This is a genomic window from Comamonas testosteroni (assembly GCF_030505195.1).
GTDB classification, from domain to species: domain Bacteria; phylum Pseudomonadota; class Gammaproteobacteria; order Burkholderiales; family Burkholderiaceae_C; genus Comamonas; species Comamonas testosteroni_G.
In genome coordinates, this window is the sequence record NZ_CP129672.1 from 2,811,226 (window position 1) to 2,827,935 (window position 16,710).

Consider the following 16,710-nt stretch of genomic DNA (forward strand, 5'->3'; position numbering starts at 1 on the left):
CCAGTGCACGACGATCCGGGTTGACGGCTGCTGCATAAAGGAGTTGAGTTGGATCAACTTTGTGCAGCCAATTTGTTGCGGGCATGAAAAAAGGCGTCCGAAGACACCTTGTGTGAGAGTGCAAAAATGGCCCGATTACTGGGCTGTAGTTGCTGCCGCAGGGGTGTTGCCGGCACCTGCCTCGGTCCAGCCGCCGCCCAGCACCTTGTAGAGATTGACCTGGTTTTGAAGCTGCGCCAGGCGCACCTGAACCACGGACTGCTCCAGTGCAAACAGTGAGCGCTGCGCGTCCAGCAGATCCAGGTAGCTGGCCACACCGTTGGTGTAGCGCAGGTCCGACAGCTTGTAGCGAACCTGCTCGGCCTCCAGCTGACGTGACTGGGCATCTAGCTGATCCTTGAGTGCTCGGCGATTCACCAAGGTGTCGGACACCTCGCGGAAGGCTGACTGGATGGAGCCTTCGTATTGCGCCACGGCAATCTTCTGGCTGGCTTGTGCAACCTGGAGATTGGCGCGATTGCGGCCTGCATTGAAGATGGGCAGGTACAGCGAAGGCGCAATCGTGAATGCTGCAGAGTCAGACTTGAACAGATCGGAAACCTCCGAATTCACAAAGCCTGCCGAGGCAGTCAAGGAGATGTTCGGGAAGAACAGCGCACGTGCCGCGCCAATGCTGGCATTGGCGGCAATCATGCTTTGCTCGGCCTGACGGATGTCGGGCCGGCGCAGCAGCAGGTCAGAAGGCAGGCCCGACGGTACATCGGCCAGGGCAGGCAGATCGCGCAGCTGCTTGCCTTGCATGCTGGTCTGCAGATCGGCAGGTAGAGCCTGGCCCACGAGCAGCGTCAGGGCGTTGACGTCGCGCTCGCGCTGACCGGCTTGCTGGGCCAGCGTGGCGCGTGCGCTTTCGGTCAGCGACTGAGCCTGGCGGTAGTCCAGCTCGGAGGCCACGCCAGAGTCCAGGCGCAGCTTGGTCAGCTTGATGGACTGCTCGCGTGTACCCAGGGTACGACGGGAAATGGCCAGCAGCTCCTCGTCAGCCTGCAGGTTCAGCCAGGTGTTGGCGACCGTTGCAATCAGACTGATCTGGGCCGCCTTGCGGCCTTCCTCGGTTGCCAGATACTGGGCCAGAGCTTGCTGCTTGAGGCTGCCGATGCGGCCCCAGAAGTCAATCTCCCAGCTGGGCATGGAAAGGCCGGCCATGTACGAGTTGGCATAGCGGCCCGTGGTGGCGCTGGGCTGGCGGCTGGCGCTGCCTGCCACACCGAACTCAGGGAACTGGGCGGCGCGCTGGATCTGGTATTGAGCCTGTGCCTTTTCGATATTGAGCACGGCCACACGCAGGTCGCGGTTGTTGTCCAGCGCGAGCTGGATCACCTGCTGCAGGCGTGGGTCCGTGTAGAACTGCTGCCAGGGGATGTCGGCGGCCGCGATGGTGCCGGCCTGCTCGTCGGCTGCCGAGTAATGCTCGGCCACCGGAGCGGCAGGGCGCTCCAGCGTGGGGATGAAGGAACAGCCGCTGGCCAGCAGCGCGCCGGCCAGTGCTACGGGTAGCAAGGTTTTATTCATGTTGCGAGCCTCCCTGTGCTGCAGAAGTTGCCGCCGGGGGAGTGGCGTTGGAGTCTTGCTTGGACTTCTTGCCAAACAGATTGAACACGGCCACAAAGAACACGGGCACCAGGAACACGGAGATCGGCGTGCCTATCACCATGCCCCAGAACACGCCAGTGCCGATTTCCTTCTGGCTGGCAGCGCTGGCGCCGGAGGCGATGTACAGCGGCACCACGCCCAGAATAAAGGCCAGCGAGGTCATCAGAATGGGTCGGAAACGCAGATGACCGGCCTCCAGCGCGGCCTCCAGCGCGCTCTTGCCTTCCGCATGCAGGTCCTTGGCGAACTCCACGATCAGAATGGCGTTCTTGGCCGAGAGACCAATCACCGTGATCAGCGCCACCTGGAAGTAGATGTCGTTGGGCATGCCGCGCATCAGCATGCCGGCCACGGCGCCGAACACGCCCAGAGGCACGACCAGCAGCACGGACAGCGGGATGCTCCAGCTTTCATACAGTGCGGCCAGGCACAGGAACACGGCCAGGATGGAGAACGTGTACAGCAGCATGGCCGAGGAGCCCGCCTTTTTCTCGTCCAGAGACTGGCCGGTCCACTCGTAGCCGAAGCCGTCGGGCAGTTCCTGGGCCAGCTTTTCCATTTCCTTCATGGCGTCACCGCTGGTGAAGCCGGGTTTGGCCTGACCGGTGATGCTCATGGAGGGGTAGCCGTTGTAGCGTGTCAGCTGCATGGGGCCGCTGATCCACTTGGCGCTGACCATGGTGGAAAGCTCCACCAGCTGGCCTTGCGCGTTGGGAACCGTCAGGCGCATCACGTCCTCGGGCTGCATGCGGCGGGCGGCATCGGCCTGGATGGTGACGCGCTGCATAAAGCCGTTGTTGGGGAAGTCCGTGGAGTTGGACGAGCCCAGGGCCGTTGCCAGCGTCGAGGCAAGGTCGCCCATGCTCACGCGCTGGGCATAGACAGCATCTCGGTTGATGTCCACCTGCCATTGGGGGGCGTCATCCACGCCATCAAAGCGCACGCCGGTCAGCACAGGGCTCTGGTTGGCCTTGGCAACCAGCTGATTGCGCGCTGCCAGCAAGGCTGCATGCCCCTTGCTGCCGCGGTCTTGCAGACGGAAGGTGAAACCGTCGCTATTGCCCAGCTCCGAAATGGAGGGGGGGACCAGCGTGAAGATGAAACCATCGCGCAGCGCTGACATGGCGCCCATGGTGCGTCCGGCAAAGGATTTGGCATCCGAGCCAGCGCCTGTGCGCTCGGACCAGTCCTTGAGCGTGGTGAACGCCAGGCCCACGTTCTGGCCCTGACCCATGAAGCTGAAGCCCAGAATGCTCACGATGTGATCGGTCTCAGGCTGGCTCAGGGCGAACTTCTCCAGCTCAGCCATGGTCTTGCTCGTGCGTTCCAGGCTCGCGCCGGGAGGCAACTGTGCCAGCGAGATGACATAGCCCTGGTCTTCGGTGGGAAGAAAGGCCGTGGGCAGTCGTAGGAACATGAAGACCACACCGGCGATCACCAGCAGGTAGATGATGAAGGCCTGCACGGAGCGCTTGACCACACCGGACAGAGCGGCTGAATAGCGCTTGGTGCCGGCTTCAAACTTGCGGTTGAACCAGTTGTAGAAGGGGCCGAGCAGGCCGGTCTTCTTGTCATGCGCATGGCCCTTGGGAATGGGCTTGAGCATGGTGGCGCACAGCGCGGGAGTCAGTGTCAGCGCAAAGAAGCCCGAGAAGAAGATCGAGATGGCCATCACCAGCGAGAACTGGCGATAGATGTTGCCGGTCGCCCCGGAGAACATGGCCAGAGGCAGGAACACCGTCACCAGAATCACGGTGATGCCGACCACGGCGCCCTGGATCTGTCCCATGGCCTTGATGGTGGCTTCCTTGGGGGGCAAGCCTTCCTCGGCCATGATGCGCTCGACGTTTTCCACCACCACGATGGCATCGTCCACCACGATACCGATCACCAGCACCATGGCGAACATGGCCAGAATGTTGATGGTCAGACCGGCAACCAGCATCACGGCAAAGGTGCCGAGCAATGCGATGGGGACCACGATGGTAGGGATCAGGGTGTAGCGGATGTTCTGCAGGAAGATCAGCATCACGATGAACACCAGCACGATGGCTTCAAGCAGCGTGTGCACCACCTTTTCGATGGAAATCTTCACGAACTTGGAGGTGTCGTAGGGCGAGGACCACTTCACGCCGGCAGGCAGGAAGGGCTCCATCTCCGCCATCTTGGTCTTGACCAGCTTGGCCGTCGCCATGGCGTTGGCAGTAGAAGTCAGCTGCACGGCCATTGCCACGGCGGGCTTGCCGTCCAGGCGCGACTCGAAGGCATAGCTTTCAATGCCCAGTTCGATGCGCGCCACGTCCTTGAGGCGCACGGTGGAGCCGTCGGAGTTGGAGCGCAGCACTACTTCGCCGAATTCCTCGGGTGTGCTCAGCTGACCGGGCACCACAATCGTGGCAGTGGTCGTGGTGCCGGGTGTGCTGGGCAGGTTGCCCAGGGCACCGCCGGAGATCTGCTGGTTCTGCGCGGCAATCGCTGCGTTGACGGATGCAATCGACAGGCCATAACCCTGGAGCTTGGCCGGGTCCACCCAGACGCGCATGGCTCGACCCGAGGCAAACAGCTGAGCCTTGCCCACGCCGTCCAGGCGCTGGATTTCAGGCACCACATTGCGGTTCACATAGTCGGCGATGTCGTCACGCGAGGTCTCCCCGGACTCGGCCTGGAAGGCCAGAATCATCAGGAAGTTGCTCATGGACTTGTCCACGCGTACGCCCAGGGCCTGAACCACCTGAGGCAGGCGGGGCAGCACGCGCGAGAGGCGGTTTTGCACGTCCACCTGTGCCAGATCGGGGTTGGTGCCGGGGGCAAATGTGACGGTCAGAGTGCCTTGACCGCCCGCGGGGGCGGAGGCTTCCATGTACATCAGACCTTGCGCACCGTTGATTTCGCGCTCGATCAGTTGCAGAACGGAGTCCGTCATGGTCTGTGACGTGGCGCCCGGGTAGGTCGCTGTCACGTTGATGGTGGGAGGTGCCACCGATGGGAACTGTGCCACCGGTAGCTTGGTGATGGAGATCACGCCCGCAATGATCACGAAAATCGCGATCACCCAGGCAAAGATCGGTCTGTGGATGAAAAACTTGGACATGGATCGTGCCTGTTACTTGGCTGCCTTGCCTTCGCCAGCAGCTTCGGCTGGTGTGGCAGCTTTCTCTTGCGCTGGTGCGGCGGGGGCCGCAGCAGAGGGCTGTGCGGGGGCGCCGGCAGCCGCATTGTTGATCTCGACGGGCTTGACCTTCTTGGCTCCCATGCCCACCTTGATCAGGCCGTCCACCATGACTTTTTCTCCAGCTTTCAAGCCGGATGTGACGACCCAGTTATTGCCACTGGACTGGCTGATCTGAACGGGACGCGGCGCCACAGAGCCATCCTCGGCCACGATCATGACGAAGTTGCCCTTTTCGTTGCGGGTTACGGCCTGTTGCGGAATCAGCGCGGCGTTCTCGACCTGTGCCTGCTCCAGGTGCACGCGCACATAGGTGCCGGGCAGCAGCAGCCCATCGGGATTGGGTAGTTCCGCGCGCACGCTGACCTGGCCGGTAGTCGGGTCCACGGTCAGGTCGGTGAACAGCAGCTTGCCGGTGTGTGCGTATTCCTTGCCATCGTCCAAATAGACGTGGACGCGCGCGGCGTTGCCACCTACCTTTGCTAACTTGCCGGAACTGAGCGCTTCGCGCATGCGCATGATGTCGGAGGAGGACTGGGTCAGGTTCACGTACAGCGGGTTGACTTGCTGAATGGTCGCCAGCTGCGTGGCTTCGCCCTGGCCGACCAGAGCGCCTTCCGTCACCAGAGCGCGGCCGATGCGTCCGGAGATGGGGGCTGTCACGCTGGCATAGCCCAGGTTGACGTTGGCATTGGTGACTGCCGCCTTGCCTGCCGCAACTTGTGCCAGTGCTGCCTTCTCGTTGGCAATGGCCGTGTCGTACTCCTGCTTGCTGATGGCATTGGCTTCCACCAGCGGCTTGTAGCGGCGTGCGGTGGCAGATGCCTGAGCAAGATTGGCTTCGGCCTGTGCAAGGGTCGCCTGAGCGCTCTGCAGATTGGCCTTGTACGGGGTGTTGTCAATCTGGAAAAGGGCCTGGCCGGCTTTGACATCCGAGCCTTCCTGGAACAGGCGCTTTTGCACGATGCCAGCTGCGCGGGCGCGAACCTGAGCAATGCGCGATGGCTCCAGACGGCCTGGCAGATCGGAGATCAGAGGCACGTTCTGCATGGATACCGTCACTACACCTACTTCTGGTGGCTGTGCCTGAGCGGCTGCTTGTGCTTTTTGAGCTTCCGCGTTTTTGTCACTGCATGCGACTAGGCCCAATGCAGCAGCCAAGCTCAGGCCAATGACCATGGAGCGGGTGCCGGACGCGGCTGAGTTGGACTGATTGTCGGGAGCCTGGTTTGCTTCATACATCGGGTGCATGAACGTCCTTCCGGTTGACATTGTGAAAACGAGAAAAGAGCGCTGTCCGCGGTGGAGCGCTCATTCGGGTGGAAACCCTAGATGGTTTCCTGCATATCGGTGCTACGGAAATTATACATACATGCATAAATGTATAATTGAAAACGTTGCGTAAAGCAGCTGGGAAATGGTTTTTCTCGCGGCGAGCTATCGCTGGCGAGTGATGAAGAAGGTGAGTGATGGCTCGAAGAACCAAGGCTGAAGCGGATGAGACGCGCACCAAGCTGCTGGATGCGGCTGAAGAGGTGTTTTTCGAGAAAGGGGTATCTCGAACCTCTCTGGGCGATATCGCGCAGCGTGCAGGGGCCACACGCGGGGCGGTGTATTGGCACTTCAAGGACAAGATGGATGTCTTTGTTTCCATGCTTGGGCGCATATGCCTGCCTTTCGAAGAAATCTGTGACGACAGGTATGGTGACCTGTTGCCGCTAGAGCGCATTCGTCACTCCATCCTGTGTGTGTTCGAGAGCTTGGACGAGGATGAGCGCAGACGCAAGGTGTTTGAAACGGCGCTATTCAAAATGGAATACGTGGGCGAACTGGCTGATGTGCGTTTGCAGCATATAGAAAGTTCAGGCTTCGCTCGGGAAAAATTTGCGCACGACCTAGCGGCTGCAGCGCAGGGGCAGTCCGTGCAGTTGTCGGTATCCCCGGAAGAGGCTGCCCTTGGGTTGCACTCTCTTTTTGTGGGTCTTATACATGGCTGGGTATTGACCGAAGGGAGTTTCTCATTGGTCAAGGTCGGTTCGATGTCGGTGGATGTCTACTTGTCAGGTTTGGGATTTCAGGTGAATTTGTGATTTGGGTGTCCAAAGCCGTGCAATAATTGCGGCTGTTGAATTGTTGTTGGCCGTGCGAGCGGCCTGACGGACTCGCGGCTGTAGCTCAGTGGATAGAGTATTGGCCTCCGAAGCCAAGGGTCGTGGGTTCGATCCCCGCCAGCCGCGCCAGCATCGATCTTCGGCAAGAAAAAAGAAATTTCAAAATTTCTTTTTAAGCTGAAAATAGATGCTACAATTCAAGTCTCTTCGGAGGGGTGGCCGAGTGGTTAAAGGCAGCAGACTGTAAATCTGCCCGCTAACGCGTACACAGGTTCGAATCCTGTCCCCTCCACCAGCAATGGTTGAGAAGAGCGATTGCTAGAAATAGCAGTCACGTGCAGTAGTAAATCTGTGCGGGAGTAGTTCAATGGTAGAACCCTAGCCTTCCAAGCTAATGACGCGGGTTCGATTCCCGTCTCCCGCTCCAGTTTGCGAGCAAAGATTTTAGAAGTTGTTTTTTGCAGCTTCTTTGCCCATGTGGCTCAGTGGTAGAGCACTCCCTTGGTAAGGGAGAGGTCGCGGGTCCGATTCCCGCCATGGGCACCATTTTCTGGTGCGCTCGCTTGATAGGGTTGCGCCGAAATCCTCTTGCAGTGAATTAGTTTTTTCGGAGTCGGAAAAATGGCAAAAGAAAAATTCGAGCGCACGAAGCCCCACGTGAACGTGGGCACCATCGGTCACGTTGACCACGGCAAGACCACCCTGACTGCCGCTATCGCTACCGTGCTGTCCAAGCACTTCGGCGGTGAAGCCAAGGACTACTCGCAGATCGACAACGCCCCCGAAGAAAAGGCTCGTGGTATCACGATCAACACTTCGCACGTTGAATACGAAACTGCCAACCGCCACTACGCTCACGTGGACTGCCCCGGTCACGCTGACTATGTGAAGAACATGATCACTGGTGCCGCTCAGATGGACGGCGCCATCTTGGTTTGCTCCGCTGCTGACGGCCCCATGCCCCAGACTCGCGAGCACATCCTGCTGTCGCGTCAGGTGGGCGTGCCCTACATCATCGTGTTCCTGAACAAGGCCGACATGGTGGACGACGAAGAACTGCTGGAACTGGTCGAAATGGAAGTGCGCGAGCTGCTGTCCAAGTACGACTTCCCCGGTGACGACACCCCCATCATCCGCGGCTCCGCCAAGCTGGCCCTGGAAGGTGACCAGTCCGACAAGGGCGAGCCTGCCATCCTGAAGCTGGCCGAAGCTCTGGACACCTACATCCCCACTCCCGAGCGTGCTGTTGACGGCGCCTTCGCGATGCCCGTGGAAGACGTGTTCTCCATCTCCGGTCGTGGTACCGTGGTGACCGGCCGTATCGAGCGCGGTATCGTCAAGGTCGGCGAAGAAATCGAAATCGTCGGTATCAAGGACACCGTCAAGACCACCGTCACCGGCGTGGAAATGTTCCGCAAGCTGCTGGACCAAGGTCAAGCTGGCGACAACGTGGGTCTGCTGCTGCGCGGCACCAAGCGTGAAGACGTGGAACGCGGCCAAGTGCTGTGCAAGCCCGGCTCCATCAAGCCCCACACCAACTTCACTGCTGAAGTTTACGTGCTGTCGAAGGACGAAGGCGGTCGCCACACTCCCTTCTTCAACAACTACCGTCCCCAGTTCTACTTCCGTACAACTGACGTGACCGGCTCCATCGAACTGCCCGAAGGCAAGGAAATGGTGATGCCTGGCGATAACGTGTCGATCACTGTGAAGCTGATCTCCCCCATCGCCATGGAAGAAGGTCTGCGTTTCGCTATCCGCGAAGGTGGTCGTACTGTGGGCGCCGGTGTGGTTGCCACGATCATTGCATAATTGATTTGTAGGGGTATAGCTCAATTGGCAGAGCGTCGGTCTCCAAAACCGAAGGTTGTAGGTTCGATTCCTACTGCCCCTGCCACCTCTTAATGGTGGAATCAACAAGAGCCCGCCTTTGGCGGGCTTTTGTGTCTTGAAATTGCACATTTTTGTGCATTTGAAACAAAATATGGCCACTACTCAGGTTGAAACAGTCAGCTCTGCTGCTGACAAAGCAAAATTAGCCGCTGTTGCGGCTTTAGTTGTTGCTTCTATTGCTGGCTTTTATCTGTTGAGCAAGCAAGGTGCGCTGGTGCAGTGGGCGACTCTGATTGTCGGCCTGGTGCTGGCTGCAGGCGTGTTTCTGATTTCTGAGCCGGGCAAGCGCTTCATTGGCTTTGCTCGTGATGCTTGGCGTGAGGTGAAGAAGGTGGTCTGGCCCACCCGCAAAGAAACCATGCAGATGACACTGTATGTCTTTGCATTTGTGGTGGTGATGGCCTTGTTCTTGTGGTTCACCGATAAGACGCTTGAATGGGTCTTGTACGACTTGATTTTGGGCTGGAGGAAGTAATGGCTGATGCAGTCGAAACAGATGTGAATGGTGGAGCAGCGGGACCCGCCAATCCCGATCTGCGCTGGTATATCGTCCATGCCTATTCGGGTATGGAGAAGGCTGTCGAGCGCAATATTGCGGAGCGTATTGCTCGCTCGGACATGCAGTCCAAGTTTGGCCGCATCCTGGTGCCTTCCGAAGAAGTTGTGGAAATGCGCAACGGCACTCGTCGCACCACAGAGCGTCGTCTGTTCCCGGGTTATGTGTTCGTCGAAATGGTGATGGATGACGATACCTGGCACCTGGTGAAGCACACCAGCAAGGTGACCGGTTTCGTCGGCGGTGCCAAGAACCGTCCTGCCCCCATTTCTGAAGAAGAAGTTCGCAAGATCGTCGACCAGATGCAGGAGGGCACCGAAAAGCCCCGTCACAAGGTCGAGTTCATGGTCGGCGAGATGGTGCGTGTCAAGGAAGGCCCTTTCGCAGACTTCAATGGCTCCGTCGAGGAAGTCAACTACGAAAAGAATCGTCTGCGTGTCTCGGTCACCATCTTTGGCCGCGCAACTCCTGTGGAATTGGAATTCTCTCAAGTTGAGAAAACTTGAGATTCGCAATAGAATCTAGGGCTTCGCATTTTTTGACTCGATGCGAAGCTTTTTTGTAGAGTCAGCAACCTCGGGGAGCTGTTTGCAGACCTTGCAAATGGCGCTATACCCGTAAGGAGCTCAACATGGCGAAAAAAATCGTCGGCTTCATCAAGCTGCAAGTGCCAGCTGGTAAGGCCAATCCTTCTCCTCCTATTGGTCCTGCGCTGGGTCAGCGCGGCCTCAACATCATGGAATTCTGCAAGGCGTTCAACGCCCAGACCCAAGGTGTCGAGCCCGGCCTGCCTCTGCCCGTGGTGATCACGGCTTTTGCTGACAAGAGCTTCACGTTCGTCATCAAGACTCCTCCCGCAACCGTTCTGATCAAGAAGGCTGTGAAGCTGGACAAGGGCTCTTCCAATCCTCTGAAGAACAAGGTTGGCAAGATCACACGTGCTCAGCTGGAAGAAATCGCCAAGACCAAGCTGAAGGACATGAACGCCGCTGACGTTGACGCTGCTGTGCGTACGCTGGCTGGTTCTGCCCGTTCGATGGGCGTGATCGTGGAGGGTGTGTAAATGGCCAAGTTGACCAAGAAGCAAAAAGCTCTCCAGGGCAAGGTTGATTCCAACAAGCTGTATTCTTTCGCTGACGCCGTGGCGCTGGTGAAGGAAGCTGCAACTGCCAAGTTCGATGAATCCATCGACGTGGCCGTGCAACTGGGCGTGGATGCCAAGAAGTCGGACCAAGTGGTGCGTGGCGCCGTGGTGCTGCCTCACGGTACCGGCAAGACTGCTCGCGTGGCTGTGTTCGCACAAGGCGCCAAGGCTGAAGAAGCCAAGGCCGCCGGCGCTGACGTGGTCGGCATGGACGACCTGGCTGCTCAAGTCAAGGCCGGCGACATGCCCTTCGACGTGGTGATCGCTGCTCCCGACGCTATGCGCGTTGTGGGCCAGCTGGGTCAGATCCTGGGCCCCCGCGGCCTGATGCCCAACCCCAAGGTTGGCACCGTGACTCCTGACGTCGCTACGGCCGTGAAGAACGCCAAGGCTGGTCAAGTGCAATTCCGCGTGGACAAGGCTGGTATCGTGCACGGCACGATTGGTCGCCGTTCGTTCGATGCCGACAAGCTGCAGGGCAACCTGGCTGCTCTGGTCGATGCACTGAACAAGGCCAAGCCTGCTTCCAGCAAGGGTCAGTACCTGCGCAAGGTGGCTGTTTCGTCGACCATGGGTGTGGGCGTTCGCGTCGATACACAATCCATCTCGGCGTAATTGCTAGAAATCGTCAGATGAGCCTGGCTCATCTGGTGTGGTGGGCTGCGGGAGTTGTTGCTTCTGCAGGTCATCCAAGACCGTTGGTGTGATTTGATCACTTAATCACGAAGGCCAACGCAGATGGCGATCCCGCTGCAGATGGAAATTTTTCCTAAACAGTTGGTCGCTGCAACAAGAGCGTGTATGTAGGGCTTGCCTTGCATATGCATTTGAAGGAGTAGACCTTGAGTCTTAATCGCAGTGAGAAAGAAGCGGTCATCAACGAAGTGACCAGCCTCGCCGCTAAAGCTCAAACGCTTGTGATCGCGGAATACCGTGGCATCACGGTCGCCGACATGACCAAACTGCGTGCCGATGCTCGCAGCAAGGGTGTGAGCCTGAGCGTGTTGAAGAACACCCTGGCCCGCCGTGCTGTTGCCGGTAGCGCGTTTGACGTGGTGGCTGACCAGATGACTGGTCCCCTGATCTATGGCTTCTCTGAAGACGCAGTGGCTGCCGCTAAGGTGGTGGCCGACTTCGCGAAGACCAACGACAAGTTGGTGATTCGCGGTGGTGCGTTCGGAGGCAAGGCCCTGGACATCGACGGCGTTAAGCAACTGGCAAACATCCCCTCCAAGGAAGTACTGCTCGCACAAGTGTGCGGCTTGCTCATGTCGCCTATCTCGCGTACAGCCGTTGTGCTGGGCGCTCTGGCGGCCAAGAAGGGCGAAGGCTCTGCCGAAGCGGCAACAGAAACAGCTGCAGCCTGAGTGCTCGGCAAAACCAACCAATTTTAGGAAATCAAAATGGCATTCGATAAAGACGCATTCCTGACCGCCCTGGACAGCATGACTGTTCTGGAACTGAACGACCTGGTCAAGGCTATTGAAGAGAAGTTTGGCGTGTCCGCCGCTGCTATGGCTGCTCCCGCTGCTGGCGGTGCTGCTGGCGGCGCTGCTGCTGTTGAAGAAAAGACCGAATTCAACGTGGTGCTGACCGAAGCTGGCGCCAACAAGGTGTCCGTGATTAAGGCTGTGCGCGAAATCACCGGCCTGGGTCTGAAGGAAGCCAAGGACCTGGTCGACGGCGCTCCCAAGACCGTGAAGGAAGCCGCTCCCAAGGCTGACGCTGAAGCCGCTGTGAAGAAGCTGGTTGAAGCCGGTGCTAAGGCTGAACTGAAGTAATTCAGTGAAATCAAGGGCTGGAGACTCGTAAAAGGGTCTCCAGCCTTTGGCGCTTGTGGAACGCGCTGAAAGAACACACCAGAAAGCAGGTTTCCTAGGGAGTCTGCTTTTTAGTGTCTTCTGACAATCCGACAGCAGAAGATGCCTTGGTTCGGGCGATGTGCAACGCATCGCCGTCAGCCATGGTTGGTAGTGGCCAACCGCCAAGCCCGCAGGAGAACCCTGTGGGGCAGTCGTCGCAGACCCAGGACTCATGTCTTTGCCCGGAGATCTCATGGCCTATTCTTATACCGAACGCAAGCGAATCCGCAAAAGCTTCGGGAGCCGCGATAGCGTGCTCGAAGTGCCTTATCTGCTGCAGATGCAAAAAGATGCCTATACAGCATTCCTGCAGGCAGATGTAGCCCCCAAAAAACGTACCATTGATGGCCTGCAAGCGGCCTTCAATTCCGCCTTCCCCATCGTCTCCCACAATGGTTTTGTGGAGATGAAGTTTGTCGAGTACAACCTCGCCAAGCCCGCTTTCGACGTTCGTGAATGCCAGACCCGTGGTCTGACCTTCGCCTCCGCTGTCCGCGCCAAGGTTCAGTTGATCATCTATGACCGCGAGTCCTCCACGGCTCAGTCCAAGGTGGTCAAGGAAGTGAAGGAACAAGAGGTCTACATGGGCGAAGTGCCCCTGATGACCGACAAGGGTTCGTTCATCATCAACGGTACCGAGCGCGTGATCGTGTCTCAGCTGCACCGCTCGCCTGGCGTGTTCTTCGAGCACGACAAGGGCAAGACCCATAGCTCGGGCAAGCTGCTGTTCTCGGCTCGCATCATTCCTTACCGCGGCTCCTGGCTGGACTTCGAGTTCGACCCCAAGGATCTGCTGTACTTCCGCGTCGACCGTCGCCGCAAGATGCCTGTGTCGATCCTGCTGAAGGCCATCGGCATGACGCCCGAGACCATCCTGGCAACGTTCTTCGTGAACGACAACTTCCGCCTGATGGACAGCGGTGCCCAGATGGAGTTCGTGGCCGATCGCCTGAAGGGCGAAGTCGCACGTTTCGACATCACCGACAAGTCCGGCAAGGTTGTTGTCGCCAAGGACAAGCGCATCACCGCTCGCCACACCCGCGAGCTGGAGCAGTCCGGCACCAAGTTCGTCAGCGTGCCTGAAGACTTCCTGCTGGGTCGTGTGCTGGCCAAGAACATCGTTGATCCCGATACCGGCGAAATCATCGCCAAGGCCAACGAAGAACTGACCGAAGCCCTGCTCAAGAAGCTGCGCAGCGCCGGTGTGCAGGACGTTCAGTGCATCTACACGAACGAACTGGACCAAGGCGCCTACATCTCGCAGACCCTGCGCACCGATGAAACCGTGGACGAGTTCGCTGCCCGCGTTGCCATCTACCGAATGATGCGTCCTGGCGAGCCTCCTACCGAGGACGCCGTGCAGGCCCTGTTCCAGCGCCTGTTCTACAACGCCGACACCTATGATCTGTCGCGCGTGGGCCGTATGAAGTTCAACGCCAAGATCGGCCGCGAAGGCGCGACCGGTCCCATGGTGCTGTCCAACGAAGACATCCTGGCCGTGGTCAAGATCCTGGTGGACCTGCGCAATGGCCGTGGCGAAGTCGACGATATTGACCACCTGGGCAACCGCCGCGTGCGTTGCGTGGGCGAACTGGCCGAAAACCAGTACCGCACCGGTCTGGCTCGTATCGAAAAGGCTGTGAAGGAACGTCTGGGTCAGGCCGAGCAAGAGCCCCTGATGCCTCACGACCTGATCAACTCCAAGCCCATCTCTGCGGCTCTGAAGGAGTTCTTCGGCGCCTCGCAGCTGTCGCAGTTCATGGACCAGACCAACCCTCTGGCAGAAATCACGCACAAGCGTCGTGTTTCCGCCCTGGGCCCAGGCGGTCTGACTCGCGAACGTGCCGGCTTTGAAGTGCGTGACGTGCACGTGACCCACTACGGTCGCGTCTGCCCTATCGAAACGCCTGAAGGTCCCAACATCGGTCTGATCAACTCGCTGGCTCTGTACGCCCGCCTGAACGAGTACGGTTTCATCGAAACCCCGTACCGTCGCGTGGTGGACGGCAAGGTGACGATGGACATCGACTATCTGTCGGCCATCGAAGAAGGCAAGTACGTGATCGCCCAGGCCAATGCCGATCTGGATGCCGCAGGCAATCTGGTGGGCGATCTGGTGTCGGCCCGTGAAGCCGGTGAATCGACCCTGGTGTCGGCCGAGCGCGTGCAGTACATGGACGTGTCGCCTGCGCAGATCGTGTCCGTGGCCGCCTCGCTGATTCCCTTCCTGGAACACGACGACGCGAACCGTGCCTTGATGGGCGCCAACATGTCGCGTCAGGCCGTGCCTGTGCTGCGTCCTGAAAAGCCCATGGTCGGTACCGGCATCGAGCGCGTTGCCGCTGTGGACTCCGGCACCGTGGTCACCGCCAAGCGCGGCGGTATCGTGGACTATGTCGACGCCACCCGCATCGTGATCCGTGTGAACGACGACGAAGCCGTGGCCGGTGAAGTCGGCGTGGACATCTACAACCTGATCAAGTATCAGCGTTCCAACCAGAACACCAACATCCATCAGCGCCCCATCGTCAGCCGTGGCGACAAGCTGGCCAAGGGTGATGTGCTGGCGGACGGCGCTTCGACCGACCTGGGCGAAATCGCCATCGGCCAGAACATGCTGATCGCGTTCATGCCCTGGAACGGCTACAACTACGAAGACTCGGTGATGATCAACGAGCGCATCGTGGCTGACGATCGCTACACCTCGATCCACATCGAAGAGCTGGTGGTGATGGCTCGCGACACCAAGCTGGGTGCCGAAGAAATCACACGCGACATCCCCAACCTGTCCGAGCAGCAACTGAACCGCCTGGACGAGTCCGGCATCATCTACGTGGGCGCCGAAGTGCAACCCGGCGATGTGCTGGTGGGCAAGGTCACGCCCAAGGGCGAGACCACGCTGACGCCTGAAGAGAAGCTGCTGCGCGCCATCTTCGGCGAGAAGGCTTCCGACGTGAAGGACACTTCCTTGCGTGTGGATCAGGGCTCGCAAGGCACCGTGATCGACGTGCAGGTGTTCACGCGTGAAGGCATCCAGCGCGACAAGCGCGCCCAGCAGATCATCGACGATGAACTCAAGCGCTTCCGCCTGGACCTGAACGATCAGCTGCGCATTGTGGAAGCCGACGCTTTCGACCGTATCGAGAAGCTGCTGACCGGCCGCGTGGCCAACGGCGGCCCTCAGAAGCTGTCCAAGGGCGCCAAGATCGACAAGGCCTATCTGGACGGCGTGGAGAAGTTCCACTGGTTCGACATTCGCCCTGCCGAAGACGAAGTGGCCGCTCAGCTGGAGTCCATCAAGAACTCCATCGAGCAGCAGCGTCACACCTTCGACCTGGCGTTCGAAGAAAAGCGCAAGAAGCTCACCCAGGGCGACGAGCTGCCTGCCGGCGTGCTGAAGATGGTCAAGGTCTACCTGGCCGTCAAGCGTCGTCTGCAGCCCGGTGACAAGATGGCCGGCCGTCACGGTAACAAGGGTGTGGTCTCCAAGATCACTCCTGTGGAAGACATGCCTTTCCTGGCTGATGGCTCCACCGCCGACATCGTGCTGAACCCGCTGGGCGTGCCTTCGCGTATGAACATCGGTCAGGTGCTGGAAGTGCACTTGGGCTGGGCCGGCAAGGGTCTGGGCCAGCGCATCGGCGACATGCTGCAAAAGGAAGCCCGTGCTGCTGAAGTGCGCGCCTTCCTGGAAGAGATCTACAACCGCAGCGGTCGCAAGGAAGAGCTGTCTCAGCTGGACGACGGCGAAGTCATGTCCATGGCCAAGGAGCTGACCACGGGCGTGCCATTCGCAACGCCGGTGTTCGACGGTGCTTCCGAAGCCGAAATCAAGGACATGCTGAAGCTGGCCTACCCTGATGACATCGCTGCCACCAAGGGTCTGACCGAGACACGCACTCAGGCTTATCTGTATGACGGCCGCACCGGCGAGCGCTTCGAGCGTCCGACCACCGTGGGCTATATGCACTACCTGAAGCTGCACCACTTGGTCGACGACAAGATGCATGCCCGCTCCACCGGTCCTTACTCGCTGGTGACGCAACAGCCTCTGGGCGGTAAGGCCCAGTTCGGTGGTCAGCGTTTCGGTGAAATGGAAGTGTGGGCGCTGGAAGCTTACGGCGCCGCCTATGTGCTGCAGGAAATGCTGACTGTGAAGTCCGACGACGTGGTCGGTCGTACCAAGGTGTACGAGTCCATCGTCAAGGGCGAGCACTCGATCGAAGCGGGCATGCCCGAATCGTTCAACGTGCTGGTCAAGGAAATCCGCTCTCTGGGCTTGGACATCGAGCTCGAACGTTCTTAAGCACTATTAAACAGAGAGC

The 16,710-nt window shown here is 59.1% G+C and carries 12 protein-coding genes and 5 tRNA genes; 14 read left to right on the top strand and 3 right to left on the bottom strand.

The window, feature by feature from the left end; all coding sequences use genetic code 11:
- Positions 1-135: 135 nt before the first annotated feature.
- Genes QYQ99_RS12900 through QYQ99_RS12910 form a run of 3 tightly spaced genes read right to left on the bottom strand, consistent with a single transcriptional unit; the run spans position 136 to position 6,061 of the window.
- Positions 136-1,569, bottom strand: a complete 1,434-nt coding sequence (locus QYQ99_RS12900; protein WP_302092982.1) for an efflux transporter outer membrane subunit — start codon at positions 1,567-1,569, stop codon at positions 136-138.
- Entirely contained in the window at positions 1,562-4,741 is a 3,180-nt protein-coding gene (locus QYQ99_RS12905) for an efflux RND transporter permease subunit (RefSeq protein ID WP_302092983.1), read from the bottom strand. The genes QYQ99_RS12900 and QYQ99_RS12905 overlap by 8 nt, the downstream gene beginning before the upstream one ends.
- A gap of 12 nt (positions 4,742-4,753) precedes the next feature.
- Positions 4,754-6,061: an efflux RND transporter periplasmic adaptor subunit gene (locus QYQ99_RS12910; protein WP_302093167.1), complete on the bottom strand. Its 1,308-nt coding sequence runs from the start codon at positions 6,059-6,061 to the stop codon at positions 4,754-4,756.
- A gap of 227 nt (positions 6,062-6,288) precedes the next feature.
- On the opposite strand from QYQ99_RS12910, the gene QYQ99_RS12915 reads away from it, so the two are divergent.
- The 14 genes from QYQ99_RS12915 to rpoB all read left to right on the top strand — a co-directional run bounded on the left by QYQ99_RS12915 (position 6,289) and on the right by rpoB (position 16,691).
- A complete protein-coding gene (locus tag QYQ99_RS12915; RefSeq protein ID WP_003065361.1) occupies positions 6,289-6,909 on the top strand; it encodes a TetR family transcriptional regulator in 621 nt (206 codons plus the stop codon).
- Between the two features lie 74 nt (positions 6,910-6,983).
- Positions 6,984-7,059, top strand: a tRNA-Arg gene (locus tag QYQ99_RS12920).
- 80 nt (positions 7,060-7,139) lie between these two features.
- Positions 7,140-7,225 (top strand) — tRNA-Tyr (locus QYQ99_RS12925).
- Between the two features lie 58 nt (positions 7,226-7,283).
- Positions 7,284-7,357, top strand: a tRNA-Gly gene (locus QYQ99_RS12930).
- Between the two features lie 44 nt (positions 7,358-7,401).
- A tRNA-Thr gene (locus tag QYQ99_RS12935) sits at positions 7,402-7,476 on the top strand.
- A gap of 75 nt (positions 7,477-7,551) precedes the next feature.
- Positions 7,552-8,742 carry an elongation factor Tu gene (gene tuf, locus QYQ99_RS12940; RefSeq protein WP_053281820.1) on the top strand — a complete coding sequence of 397 codons (1,191 nt, stop codon included), beginning with the start codon at positions 7,552-7,554 and terminating at the stop codon, positions 8,740-8,742.
- Between the two features lie 9 nt (positions 8,743-8,751).
- Positions 8,752-8,827, top strand: a tRNA-Trp gene (locus tag QYQ99_RS12945).
- A gap of 87 nt (positions 8,828-8,914) precedes the next feature.
- On the top strand, positions 8,915-9,298 hold the full coding sequence (gene secE / locus QYQ99_RS12950) for a preprotein translocase subunit SecE (RefSeq protein ID WP_034349432.1): 384 nt from the start codon (positions 8,915-8,917) through the stop codon (positions 9,296-9,298).
- Positions 9,298-9,885, top strand: coding sequence for a transcription termination/antitermination protein NusG (nusG, locus tag QYQ99_RS12955; RefSeq protein ID WP_003065695.1), 588 nt, complete (start codon positions 9,298-9,300; stop codon positions 9,883-9,885). Before secE ends, nusG begins: the two co-directional genes overlap by 1 nt.
- A 125-nt stretch (positions 9,886-10,010) precedes the next feature.
- Positions 10,011-10,442 carry a 50S ribosomal protein L11 gene (gene rplK / locus QYQ99_RS12960; RefSeq protein ID WP_003059339.1) on the top strand — a complete coding sequence of 144 codons (432 nt, stop codon included), beginning with the start codon at positions 10,011-10,013 and terminating at the stop codon, positions 10,440-10,442.
- Positions 10,443-11,138 (top strand): 50S ribosomal protein L1, encoded by a 696-nt coding sequence (gene rplA / locus QYQ99_RS12965; RefSeq protein ID WP_302092984.1) that lies wholly within the window; start codon positions 10,443-10,445, stop codon positions 11,136-11,138.
- A 227-nt stretch (positions 11,139-11,365) separates the two neighbouring features.
- Positions 11,366-11,890 carry a 50S ribosomal protein L10 gene (gene rplJ / locus QYQ99_RS12970; RefSeq protein WP_034374512.1) on the top strand — a complete coding sequence of 175 codons (525 nt, stop codon included), beginning with the start codon at positions 11,366-11,368 and terminating at the stop codon, positions 11,888-11,890.
- Between the two features lie 36 nt (positions 11,891-11,926).
- Positions 11,927-12,304: a 50S ribosomal protein L7/L12 gene (rplL, locus tag QYQ99_RS12975; RefSeq protein ID WP_034374514.1), complete on the top strand. Its 378-nt coding sequence runs from the start codon at positions 11,927-11,929 to the stop codon at positions 12,302-12,304.
- A gap of 274 nt (positions 12,305-12,578) precedes the next feature.
- The gene (gene rpoB / locus QYQ99_RS12980; RefSeq protein ID WP_302092985.1) at positions 12,579-16,691 is read left to right on the top strand and encodes a DNA-directed RNA polymerase subunit beta; all 4,113 of its coding nucleotides are present in this window, start codon (positions 12,579-12,581) and stop codon (positions 16,689-16,691) included.
- Positions 16,692-16,710 lie beyond the last annotated feature (19 nt).

Coding starts and splice junctions, on each gene's coding strand:
- QYQ99_RS12900 (WP_302092982.1), bottom strand. CDS start 1,569: ATGAATAAAACCTTGCTACCCGTAGCACTGGCCGGCGCGCTGCTGGCC.
- QYQ99_RS12905 (WP_302092983.1), bottom strand. CDS start 4,741: ATGTCCAAGTTTTTCATCCACAGACCGATCTTTGCCTGGGTGATCGCG.
- QYQ99_RS12910 (WP_302093167.1), bottom strand. CDS start 6,061: ATGTATGAAGCAAACCAGGCTCCCGACAATCAGTCCAACTCAGCCGCG.
- QYQ99_RS12915 (WP_003065361.1), top strand. CDS start 6,289: ATGGCTCGAAGAACCAAGGCTGAAGCGGATGAGACGCGCACCAAGCTG.
- tuf (WP_053281820.1), top strand. CDS start 7,552: ATGGCAAAAGAAAAATTCGAGCGCACGAAGCCCCACGTGAACGTGGGC.
- secE (WP_034349432.1), top strand. CDS start 8,915: ATGGCCACTACTCAGGTTGAAACAGTCAGCTCTGCTGCTGACAAAGCA.
- nusG (WP_003065695.1), top strand. CDS start 9,298: ATGGCTGATGCAGTCGAAACAGATGTGAATGGTGGAGCAGCGGGACCC.
- rplK (WP_003059339.1), top strand. CDS start 10,011: ATGGCGAAAAAAATCGTCGGCTTCATCAAGCTGCAAGTGCCAGCTGGT.
- rplA (WP_302092984.1), top strand. CDS start 10,443: ATGGCCAAGTTGACCAAGAAGCAAAAAGCTCTCCAGGGCAAGGTTGAT.
- rplL (WP_034374514.1), top strand. CDS start 11,927: ATGGCATTCGATAAAGACGCATTCCTGACCGCCCTGGACAGCATGACT.
- rpoB (WP_302092985.1), top strand. CDS start 12,579: ATGGCCTATTCTTATACCGAACGCAAGCGAATCCGCAAAAGCTTCGGG.